Annotated in this window: 20 protein-coding genes; 2 read left to right on the forward strand and 18 right to left on the reverse strand. The window is 73.3% G+C overall.

Annotated features, from left to right (window positions below; genetic code table 11):
- Positions 1-431: 431 nt before the first annotated feature.
- From ACZ63H_RS06690 to ACZ63H_RS06770, 17 genes are all read right to left on the reverse strand, one after another.
- Positions 432-1,445, reverse strand: coding sequence for an isopenicillin N synthase family dioxygenase (locus ACZ63H_RS06690; protein WP_469862749.1), 1,014 nt, complete (start codon positions 1,443-1,445; stop codon positions 432-434).
- A gap of 56 nt (positions 1,446-1,501) precedes the next feature.
- Positions 1,502-2,740 carry a glycosyltransferase family 2 protein gene (locus ACZ63H_RS06695; protein WP_469862750.1) on the reverse strand — a complete coding sequence of 413 codons (1,239 nt, stop codon included), beginning with the start codon at positions 2,738-2,740 and terminating at the stop codon, positions 1,502-1,504.
- A 148-nt stretch (positions 2,741-2,888) separates the two neighbouring features.
- Positions 2,889-3,797, reverse strand: a complete 909-nt coding sequence (locus ACZ63H_RS06700; RefSeq protein ID WP_469862751.1) for an SDR family oxidoreductase — start codon at positions 3,795-3,797, stop codon at positions 2,889-2,891.
- Positions 3,794-4,855, reverse strand: a complete 1,062-nt coding sequence (locus tag ACZ63H_RS06705) for an ROK family protein (protein WP_469862752.1) — start codon at positions 4,853-4,855, stop codon at positions 3,794-3,796. The genes ACZ63H_RS06700 and ACZ63H_RS06705 overlap by 4 nt, the downstream gene beginning before the upstream one ends.
- Entirely contained in the window at positions 4,852-6,021 is a 1,170-nt protein-coding gene (locus tag ACZ63H_RS06710; RefSeq protein WP_469862753.1) for a glucose-1-phosphate adenylyltransferase family protein, read from the reverse strand. Before ACZ63H_RS06710 ends, ACZ63H_RS06705 begins: the two co-directional genes overlap by 4 nt.
- Positions 6,018-6,440, reverse strand: coding sequence for a hypothetical protein (locus ACZ63H_RS06715; RefSeq protein WP_469862754.1), 423 nt, complete (start codon positions 6,438-6,440; stop codon positions 6,018-6,020). The genes ACZ63H_RS06710 and ACZ63H_RS06715 overlap by 4 nt, the downstream gene beginning before the upstream one ends.
- Positions 6,441-6,458: 18 nt before the next feature.
- Complete coding sequence (locus ACZ63H_RS06720) at positions 6,459-8,945, reverse strand: glycosyltransferase (RefSeq protein ID WP_469862755.1); 2,487 nt, start codon at positions 8,943-8,945, stop codon at positions 6,459-6,461.
- A 53-nt stretch (positions 8,946-8,998) separates the two neighbouring features.
- Positions 8,999-10,237 carry an MFS transporter gene (locus ACZ63H_RS06725; protein WP_469862756.1) on the reverse strand — a complete coding sequence of 413 codons (1,239 nt, stop codon included), beginning with the start codon at positions 10,235-10,237 and terminating at the stop codon, positions 8,999-9,001.
- 81 nt (positions 10,238-10,318) lie between these two features.
- The gene (locus ACZ63H_RS06730; protein ID WP_469862757.1) at positions 10,319-11,515 is read right to left on the reverse strand and encodes an MFS transporter; all 1,197 of its coding nucleotides are present in this window, start codon (positions 11,513-11,515) and stop codon (positions 10,319-10,321) included.
- 144 nt (positions 11,516-11,659) lie between these two features.
- Positions 11,660-12,928 (reverse strand): glycosyltransferase, encoded by a 1,269-nt coding sequence (locus ACZ63H_RS06735; RefSeq protein WP_469862758.1) that lies wholly within the window; start codon positions 12,926-12,928, stop codon positions 11,660-11,662.
- Positions 12,929-12,993: 65 nt separating this feature from the next.
- Positions 12,994-13,761: an SDR family NAD(P)-dependent oxidoreductase gene (locus ACZ63H_RS06740; RefSeq protein ID WP_469862759.1), complete on the reverse strand. Its 768-nt coding sequence runs from the start codon at positions 13,759-13,761 to the stop codon at positions 12,994-12,996.
- Positions 13,758-14,489 carry an HAD-IA family hydrolase gene (locus ACZ63H_RS06745; protein ID WP_469862760.1) on the reverse strand — a complete coding sequence of 244 codons (732 nt, stop codon included), beginning with the start codon at positions 14,487-14,489 and terminating at the stop codon, positions 13,758-13,760. Before ACZ63H_RS06745 ends, ACZ63H_RS06740 begins: the two co-directional genes overlap by 4 nt.
- 40 nt (positions 14,490-14,529) lie before the next feature.
- Positions 14,530-15,462, reverse strand: a complete 933-nt coding sequence (locus tag ACZ63H_RS06750) for a VOC family protein (protein WP_469862761.1) — start codon at positions 15,460-15,462, stop codon at positions 14,530-14,532.
- A complete protein-coding gene (locus tag ACZ63H_RS06755) occupies positions 15,459-16,205 on the reverse strand; it encodes a cupin domain-containing protein (protein ID WP_469862762.1) in 747 nt (248 codons plus the stop codon). The genes ACZ63H_RS06750 and ACZ63H_RS06755 overlap by 4 nt, the downstream gene beginning before the upstream one ends.
- Positions 16,195-17,421 (reverse strand): sedoheptulose 7-phosphate cyclase, encoded by a 1,227-nt coding sequence (locus tag ACZ63H_RS06760; RefSeq protein ID WP_469862763.1) that lies wholly within the window; start codon positions 17,419-17,421, stop codon positions 16,195-16,197. Before ACZ63H_RS06760 ends, ACZ63H_RS06755 begins: the two co-directional genes overlap by 11 nt.
- A gap of 77 nt (positions 17,422-17,498) precedes the next feature.
- Positions 17,499-18,812 carry a glycosyltransferase gene (locus ACZ63H_RS06765; RefSeq protein ID WP_469862764.1) on the reverse strand — a complete coding sequence of 438 codons (1,314 nt, stop codon included), beginning with the start codon at positions 18,810-18,812 and terminating at the stop codon, positions 17,499-17,501.
- Positions 18,813-19,289: 477 nt separating this feature from the next.
- Positions 19,290-20,414 (reverse strand): aminotransferase class V-fold PLP-dependent enzyme, encoded by a 1,125-nt coding sequence (locus tag ACZ63H_RS06770; RefSeq protein ID WP_469862765.1) that lies wholly within the window; start codon positions 20,412-20,414, stop codon positions 19,290-19,292.
- A 448-nt stretch (positions 20,415-20,862) separates the two neighbouring features.
- Between ACZ63H_RS06770 and ACZ63H_RS06775 the strand changes: the two genes are divergently transcribed.
- Positions 20,863-22,413, forward strand: coding sequence for a pectate lyase family protein (locus ACZ63H_RS06775; protein WP_469862766.1), 1,551 nt, complete (start codon positions 20,863-20,865; stop codon positions 22,411-22,413).
- Between the two features lie 120 nt (positions 22,414-22,533).
- Positions 22,534-23,046, forward strand: a complete 513-nt coding sequence (locus ACZ63H_RS06780) for a DUF1203 domain-containing protein (protein WP_469862767.1) — start codon at positions 22,534-22,536, stop codon at positions 23,044-23,046.
- Between the two features lie 25 nt (positions 23,047-23,071).
- Here ACZ63H_RS06780 and ACZ63H_RS06785 read toward each other — a convergent pair whose 3' ends face one another.
- Positions 23,072-23,503, reverse strand: coding sequence for a nuclear transport factor 2 family protein (locus tag ACZ63H_RS06785; RefSeq protein WP_469862768.1), 432 nt, complete (start codon positions 23,501-23,503; stop codon positions 23,072-23,074).
- Between the last annotated feature and the right edge of the window lie 20 nt (positions 23,504-23,523).

Raw genomic sequence — 23,523 nt, forward strand, 5'->3', positions numbered from 1 at the left:
CGGGGACGCCGATGCCGGCTTCCAGGCCGGCCGTGCCGCCGGCCCGCCGGGGCACCGCACCCCGCCACCGGCCGTGATCAGCGGCGCATCCGTCTCCGGCAGTGACTCCAGCCGTGCCAGGGCCGCCCGCGAGTCCCTCGCGAACGCCGCCGTGGCCCACGGAACGGGTCGGCGGTCCCCACGCGCCACGGCCCGCGCGGTTCCGGCGAGCCCGGCGGCCGCACGCCACCGCCGCCGTGGACTCGCCGTCCGCGGCCGCCGGGCCGTGCCGTCCGGCACGGCGTCCGGGATCACCTCCAGACCGGCCCGCCGCAGCGGCCGGTACACCTTCCGCTCGCGCTCCTCGGCACCCATCGGCCACTGTTCCAGCAGGGCCGCCCCCCCGGGCCGGTCACCGGACCCGGTCGGGGAGGCGGCATTGCGGGGCGCGGTCAGCCGGGCAGGCTCACCGTCGCGCCGACCTTCTGCAGAATCGATTCGCCGGCGATGACGGGGGACAGGCCCGCGCCCGCGCCCACCGGGGCGGGCAACGGGACGATCTCGGCGTCGGGGTCGGTCTCGAAGAAGTAGACGAGGGACACCAGTTCCTCGTCCGGCGCGATGCTGCTGGGCGCGAGGACGCGGTGGCGCAGGGCCCGCCAGCGGCCGTCCGTCCACAACGACATGAGGTCGCCCAGGTTGACGACCAGCGTGCCCGGCACGAAGGGCGGCTCGAACCAGCCGTCCTCCTCGTTCCACACCTGGAGGCCGCCGACGCCGGGCTGCCGGTCCAGCAGGGACAGCGTGCCGAAGTCCGTGTGCGGCCCGACCCGCATCTGACCGGGCTGTACCTCGCCCAGGCTGGTCAGGGAGGGGTACCAGTTGACGTTCTGCGTCCACGTGGCCCGCGCGCAGCGCGAGGTGAAGAAGTCCGCCGGCAGGCCGAGGACGTCGGCCAGCACTTCCATCACCCCGTGGGCAACGCGGGTCATGTGCCCGGTGTACGCCAGCACCGTCTCCCGCAGTGCGGGCCGCTCGTCCGGCCACTTGTTGTCGGGGTAGTACAGCGCGTCGAACGCCGCGTCGCCGGTGCGGTGGCTCGGGCCGACGTGGAACGCCTCGTGCAGGTCGGACGTGTCGGGCTTGCCGTCCAGGGCGCCGACCTGGAGCGCCCCCAGTCCGCGCCAGCCGTTGTCGTAGGGGCGGCTGACCCGGTACCGCTCCTTGTCCGCACGCGGGAGACCGAAGAAGGCGCGTCCCTCGGTGCGCATCCGGTCGGTCAGTTCCTCCGGCACCCCGTGGCCGGCCAGCAGGAACAGGCCGGTCTGCCGCAAGGCCGCGTCCAGGCGCGCGGCGATGGCCGCGCGGTGCGCGAAGTCCGCCTCCTTCCACTCGGTCAGGTCCAGTACGGGGATGTCCTGCGCCATGTCGGGCTGCCTTTCGTCGGGGTGGAGACCTGCTGCCATGTCGTCGCCGCTGCCGTGCCGTCGCTCCGGGCCCGCCGGCGGCGCCGTCGTGCCCGTCACCGCTCGGGACCCGCCGCGGCGTGCGTCCTCGCGAACCGCTCGATGTCGCCCAGGCCCTCCCCGGGCCCCCAGGTCAGTGCGGGGATGTGCGCGTTGATGAGTTCCCCGTCCTCGCGCAGCACGGCGGAGGAGGGGTGGTACATGTGCAGCAGGGGATCGCGGTACTGGTCGAAGGCGGAATGTGTGTCCATGCGGTAGGCGAAGTCGTTGTCCTCGCCTCCCCAGCCCTCGAACCGTTCGTCCATGCCGCCGATGCGGTGGAATGCGCTGGTGCGGACCCAGACGCAGCAGCCGGGCGGCCGGCGCAGCACGAAGGCCCGCAGGCGGTCGGTGTCGACCTGGGGGGCGCCGCGCCCGAGGCGTTCCTCGATCGCCCAGGACGTGGCGGACTCGTCGAGGCACCACATGTCGCGGTAGCTGAGGTGCCCCATGGTGCCGCGCTCGCGGAAGCGTGCGGTGTTGCGGGCGATGAAGTCGCGGTCGACCAGCACGTCGGCGTCCAGGATGCACACGGCCTCCGGCCGGCCGGGCGCGTTGACCACGCCGACGTTCACTGCCCAGGACTTGTTGAAGAGCCCGTCCTTGCGGGCGAAGAGGTAGTGGTCGGCGTACGGCGCGACGACGTCCCGCCAGCGCGGGGTGTCGTCGCTCTCCACGACCACGACCCGGTACGACGAGGCCGGCACCGACTGGTCGCGCAGCGACAGCAGGCAGGCCAGCAGGTTGCGCAGCCGGTGTCCGGGGCCGCGGTCGCGGAACGGTACGACGACGAGCGTCTCGGCGTCGCCACCGGGAGCGGCGGGCGGCCGGCCGGCCGGGGCGGTCGCGGCGCCCAGGGTGCGCAGCCGTTCGGGCGTGACGCTCTCGTCCGCGCGGGGGCGGTAGTGGCGTCCCAGGTGGTAGCCGAGGCGGGAGTTGGACTCCGCCTGCCACGCCTCGGCGAACAGCTTGCCGAGCGCCGGGACGGCGCGGTCGCGGGCCAGGCCGGTCAGCCGCCGGTGCAGGGTCGCGTGGGTGGCCGGGTCGGCCGGGTCGGCGCGCAACGCCTCGGCCGCCGCGAGCAGTTCACCGTCCGGGACCCGGGCGACGGCTTCCGCCACCGCCTCGCGGTACGGCTGTCCGCGTTCCCAGTAGAAGATGCTGGCCTCGCGTGCCTGGGGGTCGGCGTCGACCGCGAGGGTGGTGACGACGGCGTCGGCGAGCTGGTCCGGGTCGTCGGGCATCAGTGCGGGCACGGGTGTCCCTCCTCTTGGCGTGGGTCGGTGGCAAGGGCCGGTGGGAGCGCGCCGGCGGCGCGCCTCGCTTCCGGGTCGTACGAGGTCGTACGAGGTCGTACGAGGTCGTGCGGAGCCGTGCGGGCGGCTCGGCGGCGAGTGGCCGGGGTCAGAGCGCGGCGGTGCGTTCCGCGCGGGCGAGCAGGAGGCGGGTGCCGTCGTGCACTCCGCGCACCCGGACGCCCGCCGTGGCCGGATGGACGGTGAGCAGGGTGCTGGCCAGGCAGGTGTTCTCCGGCCGGGACGCGTAACGGCCGAGGGCGCGCGGCTGTCCCGTCACCCGGTCCTCGGGCAGGCCGAGTTCGCGCGCGATGAGCCGGGCCCAGTCGGCGCGGGAGATCCGCTCGGGCCCGCCCAGGTGCAGCAGTCCGGGCGCCGGTGCCGGGAGCACGGCGGCGGTGACGGCCGCCACGTCCTCGACGAGCACCGGGGTGGTCCACTGGTCGGTCGGGGCCGTGATGTGCTCTCCCGCGCGCAGCCGGTGCACGCAGGACGAGAAGTAGTTGAGCCACTTCGAGCTGGCGGCGGGCTCCCAGCCGTAGATCAGGCTCACCCGCAGCACCGTCGTCGCGCCCCGCTCGGCGAGGACCCGTTCGGCGGCGAGCTTGGCCCTGCCGTAGGCGTTGGCGGGTCGGGTCGGGGTGGTCTCGTCGGGAGCCTCGGCGGTGCCGTCGAAGACGTTGTCGGTGGAGATCAGCACGATCCGCCTGTCACCGGCCGCCTCCGCCACGACGCGTGCCGCCCCGGCGTGCCCGCGCAGGGCCTCTTCGGGGTGTGCCTCGCACCAGGTGACGTCCGACGGCCCGTGGACGAGGACGATCCGCTCGGCGTCCGTCGCGTCGAGGATGCGCCGGACCGCCGTCGGGTCGGTGACGTCGAGGGCCGACCACGGCGCCGGGTGCCCGGGATCCCCGGGCGGTGGTGTCCGCGACGCCACCACGGCCTTCTCACCGGAGCGCAGCAGGTGCGCGGCGACGGCCCGTCCGACGAATCCGCTGCCTATGACCAGGGTGCTCATGCGCTGTCCTCCAGGACGGGGGTGGGGTGCGGGGTCCGCCGGAGCATGCGGCCCATGCCGATCAGGCAGTGGTCGTCGTCGGCGGCGCCGAGCGCGAGCATGGCCCGGGTCTCGGCGCCGCCCAGGCCGAAGCAGCCCTGGCGGACCAGTTCGTCGCCCAGCAGGGAGACGAACCGCTCTCCCACGGCGACGGCGAAACCGCCGATGAACAGGTACCGCCGGATGCCGATGGCCGTGAACAGGCAGGTGACGGCCGAGGCGAGCGGGCGCAGCGCACCGCGCAGCGTCCGGGTCGCGAAGGGGTCGCCGGCGCGGACCGCCCGGGCCAGCGCCTCGTTGGTGATGCCCTCCGGGCGGTGTCCGGCGGGGGCGGCGAGCGCCGAGCGGCCGAAGGCCGGCGGGTCGGCCGCGGCGGCCCGGCGGGCCGCCCGCAGGATGCCGCGGCCGGAGGCGACGGCACCGAGGTGGCCCCGGCCGCCGCAGTCGCAGGGCGCCGCGTCCTCGCTCAGGTCGACCGGCCAGTGCCCCAGTTCTCCGCCGTGCCCCTGGTCGTCGACGAGGACCTCGCCGTGCCGGAAGACCTTGCTGCCGATGCCGGAACTGATGGTGATGAGGCAGAAGGGTTCCGGTTCCGTCTCGGCGTAGCGCCAGGCCGCGGCGGTGATGTCGTTGGCGACCAGCACCGGCAGGCCGAGCCGCGCCGAGAGCAGGTCGCCGACGTGCACGGGTTCGGCCTCACCGCCCCACAGGGTGGGGGCCGCGCGGACGACGCCGTCCTTGGCCATCGGTCCGGCGAAGGAGAGGCCCACCGCGTTCGCGCCCCGGCCGTCGGGCGAGTCGAGGTACTCCTCCAGCTCCCGGCCTAGTTGGTCCAGCACCCGGCGCTGCAGGGCACGGGCGGACTGCGGGCCGTGCCGGCCGATGCCGTCGGTGGTGACCCGGCGCACCGCCTCGATGCCGCCGCCGGCCGCGATCCGGCCGATGCGCAGGGTGGTGCCGCCCAGATCGGCCACGACGTGACGGCGCGGGCCGGACGCGGCCCCGGGTGCGGCGCTCACGACGCCGTCCCGGCGGGGGCGGGCTCCGGGTCGCAGTGCTGCACGGTGCCGTCCTCCAGCACGATGACCGACTCCAGCCGGGCCCCGTCGGGTATGCGGGCCCCCGGCAGCAGCACGGAGTCCCGTACGGTCGCGCCCGTGCCGACGCGCACGCCGGGGTAGGCCACGCAGTGGTCGAGGAGGCCGTGGTTGACGAGGTCGTCCCGGACGATGCTGGACCGGACGCCCGCGCCGTCCTCGACGAACCGGGGGAGGAGGTCCGGGCGCACGGTGAGCGGCAGGTCGGTCAGGGGCAGGGTGGGGGGCCGGCGCAGCAGTCCCCGGTGGGACCGGTGGTAGCGGTCGACGGTGCCGATGTCCTCCCAGTGGCTCTCGACGGCGTAGCCCCTCACGCGCTCACCGGCGGCCAGCATCGCCGGGATGACGTCCCGGCTGATGTCGTGCTGCCAGTCGGTGCGTGCCAGCCGGCTCAGGTACCGGCGCAGGATCGCGGCGTCGAAGACGCAGAACGCGGCGAACACCAGGTCGCTGGTGGGGTCGGCGGGTTTCTCCACGAACCGGGTCAGGTCGCCGCCGGCGTCGAACTCGACCATGCCGAAGAGGTGGACGTAGCGCCGTTCGACGCGCTGGTACGACACGGTGAGCGCGGCCCCGGAGGCACGGTGCCGGCGGATCATGTCGCCGTAGTCGAACCGGTAGACGTGGTCGGCGTGCAGCACCAGGATCTCGGACGGGTCGCCCTCGAAGACGTGCTCCGCCTTGCCGATCAGGGCGTCGGCCGTACCCCGTTCCGGCGGCCGGGTGCGCGGCGGCAGCGCGGGGGGCGGCGCGCCGGGGGAGCGGCGGTACGCCTCGTCGTAGGGCCCGAAGTGCACGCGGAAGCCGGGCTCGCGGTTCCAGCCGGTGTGCAGGTGGTCCATGAGCCGGCGCTCCTCGTACTGGGAGAGCAGCAGCACGTCCCGGAAGCCGGAGCGGCGGGCGTTGGCGAGGCTGAAGTCGATCAGCCGGGCGGTGCCGCCGTACGGCACCAGGGGTTTGAGCCGGCCCCGCCCCAGGGGGCCGAGGCGCCGTCCCTCGCCGCCGGCCAGCAGGACCGCGCGGACCCCCGCCGTGTCCCGAGGGGTGTGCGGCGTCGGCGCGGTCATCGGTTTCGGCGGTACGTTCATGACGGGGCCTTCCTGTGGGACGACGTCGGGAGGGGGGCCGTGTCCGTGCGGCCGGGGCCGGCGGGGGAGGGGACCGCGGTGCGCCCGCCCAGGGAACGCCACCAGCTCACGGTCACGCTGTCCGGGTCGAGGCAGGCGGGAATCCGCATCGATGTCCGCGCCCGCTCGAACGCGGCGATGGTGGCGTCGACGTCGTCGGTCTCCACCGTGAACAGGGCGAGGTGGCTGCCGGGCCCGGCCGGGGAACCCAGCGAGAAGTCGCCGCCCGCGTCGGGCGGGAGCAGCTGGAGCCGCCGGGCGGAGACGAAGCCCGGGACCCGGAGCACCTCGTCGAGGTGGAAGTCGTCGTACCAGCGTTGGTACTCGGCCTCCGCGCCGGGTCTCGGCCGGGTGTGCACCACCAGGACATGGGTTTCCATGTGTGCCCTTTCCGAGTGTCAACTGCCGTTGTGCGCGGCCGGGACGTCCGTCCGTCCGGCCGCACGGTGCCGCTGGAGGAGGGCGAGGGCCGCCAGGGACGGGGCGTCCTTGAGCCGGCCCTCGGCCACCAGCCGCCACACCTCCTCCTCGGGGAACCAGCGGCTGATCAGGCCGGCCTCCTCCGGTTCGAGCCGGGGCTCGCCCCGGGTGAGCCCGGTGGCGAGGATCACGTGGAAGCCCTGGTCGCTGTAGCCGTAGGCGGCGTACAGGTGCCCGATCCGGGTCATCTCGGCGGCGGTCAGCCCCGTCTCCTCGGCGAGTTCGCCCCGGGCGAGGTGGAGGGGGTCGGCATCCGGCCGGTCCTCCCAGGAGCCCTGCGGGAACTCCCAGTAGCGGCCCGCGACGGGGTACCGGTACTGCTCGACCAGGTGGAACCCGCCGTCGGCGTAGGGGAGGACGATCGCGTAGTCGGGCTTGTGGACCACGCCGTACAGACCCGGCGTGCCGTCCTCGCGCACCGTGGTGTCCTCGCGCACGCTCATCCAGCGGTTCCGGTAGACCTCCTTCGAGGCGGTGGCCGTCACCTCGGGGGCGTGCCGCACCGGCAGCGCGTGCCACGCCGACCTGCCGTCGCGGCCGGTGACGAGCAGCGCCAGTTCCGGTGCCGGGCCGGGGACCTCGCCGCCGAACAGGCCCGCCGGTCGCGCGGTCAGTTCCACCACGGGGGCCCCGGGCGTGACCGGCACGACCTCGACCCGGCCGAGGCCGGTGCCCTGCCACCGCACCCGCACGGTGTCCCCGGCACGGTGGGCGCTCCCGTGCCCGGCCGGCAGCGGTGCGCGGTCGTCGCCGGCGAGGACCGAGCGGACCACCGGGGTGGCGTCCGCCGGGCGGCGCCCCTCGGCGCAGGCCTCGAACACGGCGAGGAAGCGGTCGGCGGCCGCCTTCCAGGTGAAACCGCGGGCCGTGGCCACGGCGTTGGCGCGCAGGGTCGCGATGCGCCCCGGGTCCTCGCGCCACAGGGTCAGCATGCGCAGCAGGCCGGACCGCACCGCCTCCGTGAGCGCTTCGTCGTCCACCCGGAACGAGCGGGGCAGCGCCAGCCCGGTGGCCCCGGGCGCGTCCAGATCGTCGGTGTGCCCGAAGTGCCGCATCCCCTGCTGGGCGGTGGCGACGGGCACGCAGCCCGCGGCCATCGCCTCGCCCATCGCCATCAGGAAGGTGTCCATCTCGAACTTGGACGGGAAGACGCAGAAGTCGCCGGCGGCGGCCCAGTCCATCAGTTCCGGCGTGCTCATCGGACCGGTCCGCACGCGCACGAGTCCGGCGTGGTCGCGTTCCAGCGCGGCCAGGTCCTCGTCCCGCGGGGGCCGCGGCGCCAGGCAGTGCAGCAGCACGTTGACCCGGTGCCCCTCCGCCAGCAGGCGCCGCACCCCCCGGAACAACTCCTTCTGGCCCTTGTGCTGCACCGAGTACCGTGCGTTGTGGTAGATCGTGGGCAGCGCGGGGTCCAGCCCGAGGGCGCCCAGGGTGCGCCGGCGGCGCTCCTCGGACCGCTGTACGTCGAGCCACTCGTCGCCGATGGCGCAGCCGCCGACGGTCATCAGGTGGGTGCGCTCGCGGAGTTCCCGGCGCACGGCCAGCCGCTGGAACAACTGCTCGAAGGGGGTCCCCGCCTGGGTGAGCGCGTGCGCCAGCTGCCCGTCGGACAGGAAGTCCAGCGCGGCGACGGAGCGCGACACCAGGCCCAGCACCGGCAGGTACTCGTGGCCGGGGCGCTCCGGGGAGTCCGTGTAGAGCAGGGTGCGCGGCAGGTACGCGCGCATCGCCCGCTCCAGGCCGCCGTCGAGCGGCGGGTCCGCCAGACCGTCGGCGACCGAGGCGTCCGCCCCCTCGTGGCGCAGGAGGGTGCGCACCTCGGGGCCGTACACCTTGGTGTTCACCGGGAGGTTCGTCTGCACCGTGGACACCACGTGGTGGCCGTGGCCGGCGAGCAGCGCGGGCAGGAGGTAGTGGTGGACGGGCTCGTGCAGGTGCACGACCGCGCCGGCCGGGATCCGCTCCCTGACGTACCGGGCGGCGGCGACCTGGAAGACCAGGGTCTTCAGGTAGGTCAGGTCGTGGCCCTTGAGGTCGGCGGGCGGGTAGAAGGTGTCCGGGTGGGTGTCCAGCACTCCGCCGCTCAGCAGCACGATGTCGATGCCGTCGACGGTCATCCGGTGGGCGCGCACGGACACCGGCAGGAGCACCGTCTCCGGCCGGCCCGGCCACTCGGCCGGGTCCAGCCGTACCGGGACGGCGTCGTCCGTCCGCCAGTCCAGGTCGACGACCTCGTACCGCTCGCGCAGCAGCGGCAGGAGGCCGTGCGCGGGGGTGACCGCGCCGACCCGGTGTCCCTGGTCCCGGAACTGCCGGGCCAGGTTCCACAGGTAGACGGAGGTGCCCGCCTTGACGAGGTGGTCGTCGAATCCGCTGAACTCGAAATGACACTCGATGATGTGCAACGGTCCCTCTGTTCGCTAGGCGATACGGCAAGTCGGTGGGGGAGCTGTCCGGGTCAGCCGCGTCCGGAGCCGGGCACCAGCCCGGGATCCTGGGTGCGGCCGAGGGTCCCGGGTGTCCGGGCGGCCGGGCGCAGGGCCGGTGCGCCGAGCGCGACCAGGAAGACGAGGAGTGCCGGCAGGCCGAGGGCGAGGGGCAGCCCGACGGCCGTGCTGACGCCGCCGATGACGATGGGGCCGATGAGGAAGCCCACGTAGCCGAGACTGACGACCAGGGACAGCGCGGCACCCGCGCGGGCCGGGTCGCGCTGGCCGGCCGCGGAGTAGACCTGGGGGGCGATGCAGGACATCCCCGCCCCCAGGCAGGCGAATCCGGCGACCCCCGCCCACGGCCGGCCGACGATCAGGGCCGCCGTCATGCCGACGGAGGCGAGCACACCGCAGGCCCGTACGAGCGCCACCGGCCCGAACCGCGCGGTGAGCCGGTCGCCGAGGAGCCGCCCGGCGGTCATCGCCGCCGAGAACGCGGCGAACGCCGCCGCCGCGAAGCCGGGCGAACCGCCGAGGTCCTCGTGCAGGTAGACGGCGCTCCAGTCGGCCGCCGTGCCCTCCCCGACCAGGGCGCACATCGCCAGCGTGCCGAGGAACCACAGCTGCGGCGAGCGGATGACGCCGCGCCCCGCGGACCCGGCGGGAGCGTCCTGCGGTGCGGTGGCGCCCGTACCGGCCGGCAGCGCCCAGACGGCCGCCCAGAGCGCCAGGAGGACGACACAGCCGCCCACCGAGAGGAAGGTCGCCCGGGCGCTCAGCTCCTGCCGGGCGAACAGGCCGCCGGCCGCCGAGCCCAGGAAGCCGCCGATGCTGTAGACCGCGTGGAACGACGACATGATCGGCCGCCCCCAGGCCCGCTGGACCTCGATCGCGTTGGCGTTCATGGCGATGTTCAGGGTGCCGTGCACCAGCCCGAACAGGAACAGGGCCGACATCAGTGCGGCGAGGTCCGGCATGTAGGCCGGCGGGACGAGGAGAAGCCCCTCCAGCAGTGCCGTCGGCACCATGACCCGGGTGCTGCCGTAGCGGTCGGTGAGCCGGCCGAGGACCATCATGCCGACGATCGCCCCGAGGGCGAACGACAGCAGCGCGAGGCTCAGCAGGCCGTCGCCGAGGCCGAGACGGCTCTTCACACTGGGGATCCGGCTCGTCCAGGCGCCCAGGGCGGCGCCGAACAGCAGGAAGAGGAGGGAGGTGGCGGTGCGTCCGCGCCGGAGCGCGGCGCGGTCGGTGGTGAGGTCCATGCGGGCGGTCTCTCCGATCGGTGCCCTCGGTGGGTGCCGTGGGCGGCGGCTGGGGGTGCTGTCTCGTGGGTGCCGTCGGCGTCAGGCGGCGGGGGCCGCCTTCTCGGGGGTGCCGGACGGGCGCAGCACGGAGGCCGTGAAGACGAGCGACAAGGTCAGCAGGGCCACCAGCGCGAAGGAGAGGGGCAGGGAGGTCGCGTCGGAGACGAAGCCCATGACGGCGGGGGCGAGCAGGTTGGAGGTGTAGGTGAGGGTCGCGATGCCGGCGATGGTGCGGCTGGTGTCCGTGGCCGCGGCCCCCGCGGCCGCGAAGGACAGCGGCAGGACGACCGCCACCCCGATGCCCACCAGGGCGAAGCCGCAGACGGCGGGTGCCGGTGTGCGCGCCACCACGACGAGGAGCAGTCCGGCGGTGGCGACCGCTCCGCTGAGCCGGACCGCGTTCACCACGCCGATCCGCCGGACCACGTGGTCGCCGAGCAGCCTGCTGACCGCCAGGGCGCAGGCGAACCCGGTGTAACTGCCGGCGGCGACGCCGTCGTCGGCGTGGGCCACGGAACTCAGGTACAGGGCGCTCCAGTTGCCGCTGGCGCCCTCCGCGAAGACGGCGCAGAAGCCGACCGCGCCGATGGCCAGCGCCGACCGCGGGGGCAGCGCGAAGCGCGGCGGCTCCTGCTGGCCCGGCCGCGGCCTGATGTCGAGCACCCCCTGGACGGCGTACAGCCCGGCGCAGGCGAGGACGGAGGCCGCGACGGCGAAGTGGACGCGGGCGTCCACCCGCGCCGCCGCGGCGAGCGACCCGGCGCCCGAGGCCACCAGCCCGCCGACGCCCCACATGCCGTGCATGCTCGCCATGACGGAGCGGCCCAGTTCCTTCTCCAGCTCGACCCCGGCCGCGTTCATGACGACGTCCGCCATGCCCGCCGCCGCCCCGAACACCAGCAGTCCGGCGAACAGCAGCGCCACGTCGGGGGCCAGCGCGGGCAGCAGCAGCGCGACGCACCAGGCGGTGAGCAGCGTACGCAGTGCCGCGCGTCCCCCGAACCGGTGCACCAGCCTGCTGGCCAGGGGCATGGCCAGCAGGGAGCCGAGGGCCGGAGCGAGCAGGGCCACGCCGAGCGAACCGTCGCTGATGCGCAGATGGTCGACGATCCAGGGGATACGGGTGGCGAAGCTGCCGGCGACGGCACCGTGCACGGCGAAGACGGCCGCGGTGCGGACGCGCGCCGCGCGTGCTCCGGGGCGTTGCTGCGCGGGCCGGTCGGTCGACGCTTTCATGGCGGGTTCTCCTCGGGGATGCGATGACGACAAGCGCTTGCGGTGATCCGGGGCCGCTTATTTTTCAGGCAGGGTTCCTGAAAATAAAGAGCCGTCGGCGTTTTCCGGCCTCGGGCCACCGGCCTCCGCGGGGCTCACACGGGCTCACACGAGGTCGGGCCCGGGCGTGCGGACCTCGCCGCCGAGCCGCTTGGCCTCGGCCGTGATCTGAGCGCCCCAGCGGTCCCACAGGCCGCCCGCGAGCCGGGAGGTGACCACCACGAGGTCGAACCGCCGGTCCGGCCAGGGGGTGCGCATCCCGCACAGGTGCAGGGACTCCACGACCGTGGCGGGGGCACCGTGCACGGCCTGCTCGAGGGCCCGCTCGTCGAAGTCGCAGAGGGAGAACCGCGCGTTGGCGGACGCCCACTCGGCCGGCAGCCGCGCGCCGCAGCCGAACACCGCCACGCGCGCGGGATCACCGGAAAGTTCCGTCAAGTGCCGAGTCGCCTCGGCGAGTTCATCGGACGCGTCCCGGCCGCCGGCCGCCGAGGTCCAGCCCAGCAGGTCCTCCCATTCGACCTCCAGGGGGTCGATGAGACCTCGCGAGGACACCGCCCAGTACAGCTCGGTCTGCACCCCGGGGTGCTTGTCGAGGAAGCGCTGGCAGTTGCGCATGATGCTGACCGCTGCCTCGTCGTGCGCCCGCTCGTGCGGCAGCTCGATCCCCCACGCCGTACGGGAGACCACCATGGCGGTGCCGTTGCGGTGCAGCCGGTACCCCAGCTCGATGTCCTCCACCCCCCAGCCCGTGAAGTCCTCGTCGAAGCCGCCCACCGCCCAGAACTCTGCCGCGGGCAGCGAGAAGTTCAGCGTCCACAGGAACACCCAGGGCATGGCCATGCGGCCCGGATCGAAGCCCACGCGTTCGTAGTCGGGCAGCCGCATGTCCTGGAAGGACGGCACGTCGATCAGCCGCCGCACCACCTCCTCGGGCGGGAGGGTGTCGACGATGCCCTCCATCTCCCGGCTCGGGTTCGCGGGGTTGTAGCCGTAGGAGTAGCCGAGCACCGCCTGCCGGCGGCCGGACGCGTGGGCTTCGAGATGGGCGCGCACCCAGTCCGGGCCCACGACCATGCCGGTGTCGAGGAACGCCAGCACCGGCGCGGTGGCCAGCCTGGCCCCGCCGTTGCGGGCCGCCGCCACCCGGAAACCCAGGTCCTCCTGGAAGTGGTAGCGCACCCGCAGCCGGTCCGCGTAGGAGCGCACCAGCTCGGCGGTGCCGTCCGAGGAACCGTCGTCGGCGACGACCACCTCGAAGTCCGACACCGGGACGCTCTGCCGGACCAGGGAGGCGAGCGTACGGTCCAGCAGGCTCTCGCGGTTGTACGTGGGGATGACCACGGACAGCCGGGGGACGGTCTCTTCGTGCATGGCGATGTGTGCCCTTCTCTTGGCTGAAAACCGCTGCGGGGACGGGAACGGGCCGGCGGCACCCGTCATCGGGCGGCCCTGACGAGCGTCGCCCCGCCGTCGACGTTGACGGCCTGCCCCGTGACGTGCCGGGCGTCGGGGGAGCACAGGAACGCCACCGCGGCGGCGACGTCCGCGGCCGTCTGCTCCCGGCTGGTGTACGGCGGCGCCTCGCGCAGGACGACCCGGTCGGCGACCACGCGCTCGAACTCCGCCCGGTCCACCGCCGCCCACTGCCGGCTCCAGACGAATCCGGGCCGGACCAGATTGACCCGGACCGCGCGCGGTGCGAGGAGGACGGCCAGGGAGGAACTCCAGTGCTCCAGCGCGGCCTTGGCGGCGCCGTAGGCGGGAGAGACCGCCCACGGCATCGCCGCGGCGATGGAGCTGACGTTGCACACCGCCGCGCCCGGGACGAGCCGGTCGGCCAGGGCGCGCGTGAGCCGGTAGGCGGCCGAGACGTTGAGGTCGATGATGTCGTCCCAGACCTCCGGCGGCGGCCAGGCCACGTCGGTCACCGGTACGACGGACGGCCGCCGCTCACCGCCGAGCACGTTCACCAGCACCGACAGCTCGGCGGGCAGTTCGCCGGCCAGCTCGGCGAGCCGGCCGGCGTCCCGCAGGTCGCACTGCCGGAAGTCGGCCCCCTCGGGCAGCGGCGCCGTGGGCTCGTTCACGTCGACGACGACGAGCCGGTCGACGATGCCCCGGGCGAGCAGTTCCTCGGCCACGGCACGCCCGATGCCGCCGGATCCCGCGGTCACCAGACCGACGGCGGGCGAATCTCCGCTCATGACGCCTCCTTCGCACGTGTGGGTGAGGGGTGGGCCGGGTCGCCGGGGGGAGAACCGGGATGTGCCACCCGTCGGGCGCCGCCCAGCAGGACGATGTGCCCCGCGCGCAGCCGGGGAGCGAGGTCGCCCACGGCGCCGACGACCCTCGCCGTCGACGCCTCGGGGCCGAGGGCCGGACCCCGCACACCGACGACGGTCATGCCGGCGGCGCGCGCGGCGGTGACCCCGGGGAGCGCGTCCTCCACGACGACGCAGTCCGCGGGCGCGACGCCGAGCGCCCGGGACGCGGCCAGATAACCGTCCGGCGCGGGTTTGCCGCTCACCACGTCGTCGGCGGTGACCAGGACGTCCGGCACGGGCAGCCCGGTGGCGCGCAGCCGGGAGCGGGCCAGGGCCCGGGTCCCCGAGGTCACCACCGCCCAGGCCGCTCCGGACAGCGCGCCGAGCACGGCGTCCGCGCCCGGGCAGCGCGTGAGGCCGGCGGTGTCGGCGACCTGCCGGGCCTCCACGCGTGCCGCCTCCGCCACCGCGTCCAGGTGCGGGGCGACCGCGCCGACCACCTCGACGGACCGCCGGCCGTGGCAGGCGGCGAGCACCCGGGCCGGCTCCAGCCCCCGGTCGAGCGCCCACGCCGTCCAGGACCGCTCCACCACGGCGTGCGACCGCACGAGGACGCCGTCCAGGTCGAACAGCACGGCGCGGCACACCAGTTCCTCGCTGTCCTTCACGGCGCCAGACCTCCTTCGCGGCCCCGGGACGGAGCGCCGGTCACGGCGCGACCGACCAGGCGGCGCAGGGCCCGAAACGGCGGTGCGGCGTCGCGTCCTCGTAGGGCAGCCTCTCCGGGAGGCTGATCAGCTCCATCTGCATCCCCCACGAGCTGAGGAAGTAGATCCAGCGGTCTCCCGCGATGGGCCCGCTGGTCACGGACCGGGGCGCGTCACCGAGGACGCGTACGCCGGGCTGCCGGCGCAGGTACGCGGTCGCGGCGTCGATGTCGCGTACGTAGAAGGCGAGATGGTGCCCGCCCACGTCGCTGTTCCTGGGCACGGCCCGGTTCTGGTCCGGCGCCGTGTACTGGAACAGCTCGATGTTGGTGACCGGGCCGAGGCGGAGCATGGCGATGTCCGCGGTGGCCCGCGGGTGCACGTCGAGCGCCTCGCGCATCCAGTCGTCGCCGTCGGAGCGGATGGTGTCCTCGCGGTAGAGCAGGTCGGCGCCGAGGACGTCGACGAAGAACCGCACGGCCTCGTCGAGGTCGGGCACGGTGTAGGCGATGTGGTCGACGTTGGTCGCGGTGGGGATGCCCCGGGCCGGCTCCGGGAGCGACGGCGCCCGGGCCGGAAGGCGACGCGCCACCGCGTCCGGTACGCAGGTCACCACGACGACCTCGGTGGCGGAACCGGCCACCAGGCGCCCGGCGGCACCGGCCGGGAGGAGAACGGCGTGCCCGTCCCGGACGGGACGGCCCGGGCCGTGACCGGCGGCGTGGAAGGAGGCGTCGCCCCGCAGCACGTACCAGAGGCACTCGGTGCCGGCCTCGGGGTCCGCGTGGAGCACCGAGTCCTTCTCCAGGGTCACGTGGTCGACGGACTCGCACTCGCTGAACAGCATGCCGCGCCGCGCGAGGCACCGCCAGCGCCGGCTGCGGCCGTCACCGTCCACCACGGTCGAGGCGGCGCCGCTGTCGGTGACGATCACAGCCCCGCGCCCCTCTCGTGCGGCGAGGGGACGACGAAGCTGGCGCACACGGCCCGAAGCCCCGGGGCGGACGCGGTGATCCGGAGGTCCTCGCCGCCCGACGCGGTCACGGACATGCCCTCCCGCACGGTGACGTCACCGGACCCACTGGTCGCCGTGGCGGTGCCCGACAGCACGAACACCGTGTGCTCGGCCCCCTGCCCGGGCAGGCGCTCCGACGCGCCGGGAGCCAGTTCCAGCAGCCGGATCCGGCGCAGCGGCCCCTGGAGGGTGGGGCGGGGATCCACGTCCCGCAGCTCCTCGAGGTCGACGATCACCGCTTCACCGGTCTGCCGGTCCGTCATGGGCGCGTCCTTCCAAGGCGTGTGGGTGAGGGCCAGCGTGGGCGGGGCGGGGACTTCGAGCGTCAGCCAGCTCAGCGGCCCGCCGCCCGTGTTGCGCAGGCCGTGCGTCGCGCCGAGACCGGTGAGGATCACCTCTCCGGCCCGCACCGGGTGCGGCTCGCCGTTGAGCAGTGCCTCGCCCCGGCCGGACAGCAGGACGTACGCCTCCTCGGTACGGCTGTGCAGATGCTCGCCGCTGAGCCCGCCGGGCGGGACGCACGCCCACTCGACGGCCTCGTAGGGACCGCGCAGCCCCCGTCCGGCCGCGAGCGACCGCCACTCGGTCACTCCGGCCGCGCCGTGCACCCCGTGGACCTGAGACGGGGAGCCGAGGTCGGAGATCTGCAGATCAGGCCGCATCGAGGCCCCCGGCGGCCAGCGTGGCGAGGGCCTGCCCGATCTCGTCCACCGTCACGTCGTTGACGAACCGGGCGGATCCTATGCCCACCGGGAGCGGCAGCCGCTGCAACCCGTCCCGGTGCCGGACGGTGTCCTCCAGCGCCTCGGCCAGGCTGTGCACCTCGCACACCGGGTGGTACTGCGGAAGACGCAACCGGCGCATGACAGCGCCGACGCGCCGCTGCTCCCCGTCACCGACGAGGCCGCGCCGGCGGGCGATGACGGTGGTGAGGGCCATGTCGATGCCGACGGCCTCGCCGTGCAGCAGGTCCGGCAGCGCCCGCATCTCGATGGTGGGGCTGAACGTGTGCCCGTAGTCGACCAGGCGCTGCAGGTCGTTCTCCCACAGGTTGGGCTGAAGCTCTTCGAGCATGCCGTGGATGGCCCGCTCCAGCACTTCCTGCACCACGTCGCCCTCGGCGCCCCGCGCCTGCATGCGGCTCGACACCAGCGTCGTGCCGTGCCGTTCCAGCAGGGAGAACAGGCGCATGTCCTTGACCAGGGCGATCTTGAGGATCTCGGCCAGTCCGTTGCTGATGTGCCGTTCGTCGAGCGTGGCCAGGAAGTCGCGGTCCAGCAGGGCGAGCGCGGGCGCGAAGTAGGTACCGAGCCGGTTCTTGTGACTGCCGAAGTTGACGCCCGTCTTGACCCCCACGCCCGCGTCCACGATGCCGATCAGCGTCGTGGGGACGCGCACGTACGGGGTGCTGCGCCGGTACAGGCTCGCGGCGAAGCCGACGATGTCGAGCAGGACGCCACCGCCGATGGCGATGATCGGGTCGTGCCGCCGGGAGATCCCGAACGCGTCGAGGGCGCGCACCACGTGGGAGACGCTGTCCATCGTCTTGGTGCGCTCCTCGGCGGCGAGGACGCAGATGGACGGCTCCAGGCCGTGCGCGTCCAGATAGGCGCGCAACCGGTCACCGTAGTGGCGCTCCACGTGGTCGTCGAGCACGATGAACCGCCGGTTGCCGGTGCGTTCGGTGACCCCGGCCAGGGCCAGGTCGGAGTGGGCCGGATCGAGGAGCCCGTCGACCATGCGGACTTCGTAGCGGACCGGTTTCGTGGCCTGGACCAGCCACTCGGGCCGGTCCCCGCCGTTCCTGATCAGGGACGGGACCGAGATGTCGTCGGTGTCCAGCCGGGTACGGGTGGTGGACTGCACAAGACTTTCCATGTCGTCGTTTCCTCATCGGTTACGGATGGAAAGGGATGGGTGCGATGACCCGGTCTGTACGAGGGCTTCCGCACCGCTCACGGATGCACGGCGGCCGGAGTGCGCTCGATGAGACCGGTATAGAGCGAGCAGTAGTCCATGAATTCCCGGTAGATGAGGAATTCCTGAGTGCAGCGATGATGCGCGGCGGTTCCGTACCGCTCGCGCAGCTCACTCTCCGACAGCAGCCGGAGAATCGCGTGACCGAATGCGGCGAGGTCGTGTGGATTCCGCACCAAGAGCCCTTCGCGGCCGTCGCGGATCTGGTCGGTGATGCCCCCGACCGCGCTCGCGACGATGGCCCTGCCCTTCCACATGGCCTCGGTGACGGTGAGCCCGAAACCTTCCCGCAGACTTTTCTGTACGACGACGTCGGCGCGCCGCTGCAGCGCGTTGACGGAGTCGGCGTTGGCGTCGGCGTCCAGCAGCGACAGGGTGACCAGGTGCACGCGTTCGCGGACCGGCCGGTCGAGCCCTTCCCGGACGCCGCACAGGTCGCGCAGGATCCGCGAGCCTTCCGGATCGTCGGGGATGTCGTCCGGGTCCGGCCCGGCCAGCACCAGATGGACGTCGTCCCGGACCGGCGCCACATGGTCCGCGAAGCCGCGCAGCACCCCCGCCATGTCCTTGAGCGGATCCCAGCGGGAGACCTGGAGGACCACGGGGGCGTCCTCGGGAAGCGGCCGGTCCTGCACGATGCGGGCGGTGCGCCCGGCGGCCGGCCGGCCCGGCGCGGCCTGGAGCCCGATCGCGCGCAGCCGGTCGTGCACCGCCGCCCCCGCCATCGGGCGGTTCTTGCGGGCGGCGGGGTCGATCGACGGCCGCAGGACGACGACCTTCCCCTCCTGTTCCGCCAGGAAGGACGGGGCGTACCGCTCGGCCGAGAACACGCACCGCGCCGGAGCCCGCAGATAGGGGGCGAGGAAGGCCCAGGTGTCCCGGACCACCGCGGTGTGCGAGGCGGTGCCGATGTGGCAGCGCCAGGCGACGTCCAGGCCGGCGGCCACGAGGTGCGGGGCCAGGCCGAGGGTCTGCGGGTCGTGCAGGACACAGAGGTCGCCCGGCGCGATCCGCTCCAGGACCTCCCTCGCCTGACGGAGCGCGGTGGCCTCGTAGACCTCCCGCTCGGCGGGGCCGAGCGGTCCCGCCGGGTCCGGACTGCCGTGCAGACGGTGATGGAGCCGTTTGGTCACCGCGAAGAATTCGGGCCCGCCGCCGAGCACCAGCCACCGGGCTTTCAGTCCGGACTCGTTGTGCAGCCTTATGGCCTTTTCCAGTAAATCGGCGACACCGCCTCCTCGGGCGGTGGTGTTGATGTGCCAGATAGTGCGCTGTGCCAGAGAGTGCGCCACTCGGGCGGATAAGGAGACTCCGCGGGACGCACCGTTGTCGGATTCCGGGAACACCTCGCTGACCAACGAACCCACGTCCGCCACCTTCCTCGTGAATCGGACACGTGCGACGGTTGATTTCAAGAGTTTGCAGCGACCATCTGGTTCTTTAATGGTCAGTCCACAGAGATCCTAGAGAGCGCTCACTTGATCGGTCAAGCGACAGCTTCAGGACAGGGTGAAGGAAGTGTCCTGGAGAGTGGATCAAGATTTGACCTGCGGAGTTCGATACTCCGGACGAAGCCTTCAGTTGTTTGAGGATGGAATCGGCCACGATCATCTCGGGTAGTGAGGACGGTTTTTCATCCCGGAAATGTGGCGTCCATTCCGCGAAATGCGTCGTTAACCCTTTGCTCACCTGCCCCACGGGCGGCGTGGCGGCGGGCCGGCGCGCGGGGAGGAGGCTCCGCGGGCGCGCCGGCCCGGCTGGGCGGAGGGTCAGGCCCGAAGCGGGCTCAGCGCTGTGGCCAGCGCCTCGATGTCGTCCTCGGTGTTGTAGTAGTGCACCGATGCCCGCACCACGGCGGGCAGACCGCGTGCGCCCAGGTCGTAGCGGGCGGAGGTGATCACCGAGACGCTGGTGTTGATGCCCGACGCGGCGAGCCGGTGCCGCACGTCGGCCGCGGGCACCCCGTCGACGGTGAACGTGACGATGCCGCAAAGGCGCCGTCCCCGGTCCTGGACGGTCACGCCGGGCAGCTGCCCGAGGCGGTGGCGCAACCGTGCGGCGAGGGCGGTGACCCGCTCCTCGATCGCGTCGAGGCCCCAGCCCAGGGCGTACTCCACGGCGACACCAAGGCCGATCTTGGCCGCGTAGTTGGTCTCCCAGGACTCGAACCGCCGTGCGTCGGGACGGACTTCGTAGGTCTGCGTGCCGGTCCACGTCGCGGCGTGCAGGTCGAGGAAGGGCGGCTCCAGTTGCTCGACGAGCCGGTCGGAGACGTAGAGGAAGCCGGTGCCGCGCGGGCCGCGCAGGAACTTGCGCCCGGTCGCCGACAGCATGTCACAGCCGATCTCCCGCACGTCGACGGGCAGTTGGCCGATGGACTGGCAGGCGTCGAGCAGGAAGGGGATGCCGGCGGCGCGAGTCAGCCGGCCGACCTCGGCCGCGGGGTTGACCAGACCGCTCTGGGTGGGCACGTGGGTGATGGCGACCAGCTTGACGTCCCCGTCCAGGCGCCGTTCGAGGTCCTTCACCGACAGCTGGCCGTGTTCGTCGTCATCGACGACCTCCACTTGGACGCCGGTGCGGCGGGCCGCCTGGAGGAAGGCGATGACATTGCTGGCGTACTCGGCGCGCGAGGTCAGGATGCGATCGCCGGGCTGGAAACGCATCGCGTAGAAGGCCATGTCCCAGGCCCGCGTGGCGTTTTCGACCACGGCGACCTCCTGCGGCCGGCAGCCGATGAGGCGGGCGATCGACGCGTAGACGGCGTCGATCCGCTCGGCGGCGTCCGCCGCGGCCTCGTAACCGCCGAGCCGCGCCTCGAGTCGCAGGTGGTCGACGACGGCGTCGAGTACCGGGGCCGGGGCAAGTGCCGCGCCGGCGTTGTTGAGATGCACGACATGGGCGCATCCGGGGGTCTCTTGGCGGGCACGGGCTACGTTCAGTGGTGCCGGCATGGGACTCCTGTCCTGTTCACGTGCGTCACGGGTAGGGGTCGGCTGGGAGTCAGGGTAACCGCGCGGCCCGAACGCGCCGGCCGGCGGGCCGGGACCGTGCCTTGCCGGCCCGACGCGTCCGGCCCGACGACCGGGCCAGGCCGTCCCGCCTGCCCGGAGCGGGTAAAAGCGGTTTCTGCCGGGCCCCAGCGGGGCGCCGGTCCTTATCGGAATGACATGTTCCGTAACTGTCCGGAACCTTGCCGTTGACCGGCGGCCACCCTATTCTCGCCGCACGGAAAGCGCTTTCCCTCGTGTGACCGAGCACCACGGCACGCCGTCACAGCACAAGGAGCACCACCCAGGATTCGAGCCGCGTCGGCGGCGAACGACCGAGTGGGAGACGAGGATGAGACGACCAGTCGTCATGCGACTGTACGCGGCCCTGGCCACGCTGGGGGTGGCCGCCGCGGCCGGGATGGTCGTGGCCCTGCCCGAGGAGGCGTCGGCCGCCGCCTCCGGCGCCACGGGGTACGCGACGCAGAACGGCGGGACCACCGGCGGCGCGGGCGGGCAGACCGTGCGGGCCACCACCGGAACCGCGATCCACGCGGCCCTGTGCGCCCGGGCCGACAGCAGCACCCCGATCACCATCCAGGTCGAGGGCACCATCAACCACGCCAACACCGGCAAGGTGTCCGGCGGCAGTTGCAACACCGCCGACGGCGTGATCGAGCTGAAGCAGGTCAGCAACGTGACCATCGTCGGGGTCGGCGGCGGTGCCGTCTTCGACCAGGTGGGCATCCACATCCGCGAGTCCAGCAACATCGTCGTCCAGAACGTGACGGTGAAGAACGTCAAGAAGTCCGGTTCCCCCACGTCCAACGGCGGTGACGCCATCGGCATGGAGAGCGACGTCCGCAACGTCTGGGTCGATCACGCGACGCTGGAGGCATCGGGCGGGGAGGCGGAGGGCTTCGACGCGCTCTTCGACATGAAGGACGACACCCGGTACGTCACGCTGTCGTACAGCGTCCTGCGCAACTCGGGCCGGGGCGGCCTCATCGGGTCGAGCGAGAGCGACCTGTCGAACAGCTACATCACGTTCCACCACAACCTGTACCAGAACATCGACTCCCGCGCTCCGCTGCTGCGCGGCGGCACCGCCCACATGTACAACAACCACTACGTGAGCCTGAACAAGTCCGGGATCAACTCCCGGGCCGGCGCCCGCGCCAAGGTGGACAACAACTACTTCGAGGACTCCAAGGACGTCCTGGGCACCTTCTACACCGACGAGCTGGGCTCCTGGCAGGTCGCCGGCAACATCTACGACAACGTCACCTGGACCAGCCCCGGCACCGACAACCATCCGGCCGGCCCGGACCCGCAGTCCAACACCACCGTCGCCATCCCGTACGCCTACACGCTCGACGCCGCCGGCTGCGTACCGGCCATCGTCAGCCGGACGGCGGGCGCCGACAAGGGGCTGCGCGTCTCCGACGGCGGCTGCACACCGCAGACGCCCACACCCACCCCCACGCCGACGCCCACTTCCACGCCGACCCCGACACCCACGCCGACGCGCACCGGTGGGACCAACCTCAGCATCGGGGCGGGCTCCGACGGCTCCAGCAAGGCCGACGGCACGAGCTACGGCAACGTGCGCGACGGTGACCTGAACACCTACTGGTCGCCGTCCGGTACGACCGGCTCCATCTCCATCAAGTGGGGCTCGCCCACGACCGTCTCCTCGGTCGGCATCAGGGAGACGGCGGGGACCGCGGGGCGCATCGGCTCCTGGCGCGTCCTCGACGGCGACACCGGGGCGGTGCTCACCTCCGGCAGCGGCGCGGGCGCCATCCCCCTGCCCCGGACGACGCTCTCCAAGGTCACCTTCCAGATCACCGGCGCGAGCGGCACCCCCCAGGTCGCCGAGTTCGAGACGTACGCCGGGTAGTGCGAGGTGCGGCTCCCGCCCGCCGGTCGGGGGCCGCACCACCGGCGGGACGGGTGCCGTGGTGAACTCGAGGTCGGATTGCCGCCAGCGCCGGCGCCTTCGGCCGCGCAGCCTGAGTACATGACGACATCGACCCATCAGCCGCTGGCCATCGCCCCCCACGTGCTCGACGAACTCCGCGAACGCGACGACGCCGGCGTGGTTCCCCGCGCCCACGCGCACGACGCGGAAGGAGCGCCGCTGCGCTGCTGTCTGCGCCGCGGCCGGGCCGGCGAGCGGATCTCGCTCGTCTCGTACGCCCCGTTGCGCCGGTGGGCGGCGGAGGTGGGAGCCACCCCGGGGGCTTACGACGAGGTCGGCCCGGTGTTCATCCACACCGACCGGTGCCCGGGGCCCGACCCGGCGTCCGGCCATCCGTTCGCCGAGACCGGGGCACTGCGCGTGGTGCGCCGCTACGACGCCGGAGGCCGGATCGCGGGGGGCGCGGTCGTACAACTGCCCGAGGACCCCGGCCTGGCGCAGACCGTCGTGGAGCGGGCCCTGCGCACGGCGTTCGCCGACTCCCGCGTCGCACTCGTGCACGTACGGGCGGTGGAGTACGGCTGCTTCCATTACGAGGTGCGCAGGCCCTGACCGCGGGGGCGACCGGAGCGCACGGCTACCGGCCGGTGGGCGCCGGTACCAGGCCGTCCGCGACCAGACCGGCGAGGACCGCCTCACCGAGGGCGTGGACGGCGGACCGCGGGCGGACCATGACGGTGAACTCCTTGATCCGGCCGTCGTCGTCGAAGTGCAGGAGGTCGATGCCGTGGATGTCCCTGCCGCCCGCCCGGGCGCGGAAGAGCAGCACCGCGGAGGCGGCGGACGTGTCGTCGGTGCTGGTCCGCGCGGTGCCGGTGTGGTGGCCGAGGTAACGGAAGTCCTCGAACGTGCGCAGCAGGACCTTGAAGAGGCCCAGCACCATCGGCTTGCCCTCGAAGGGGGTGAACTTCACCGGACTGTAGAAGCGGATGTCCTCGGTGAACAGGTCGTCCAGCGCCGTCAGGTCACGACGGTCCACGGCGGTACGGAAACGGTCGGCGGTGGTCATGGCGTGCTGCCTCCATAGTC

The organism is Streptomyces sp. NPDC104831 (assembly GCF_055583025.1).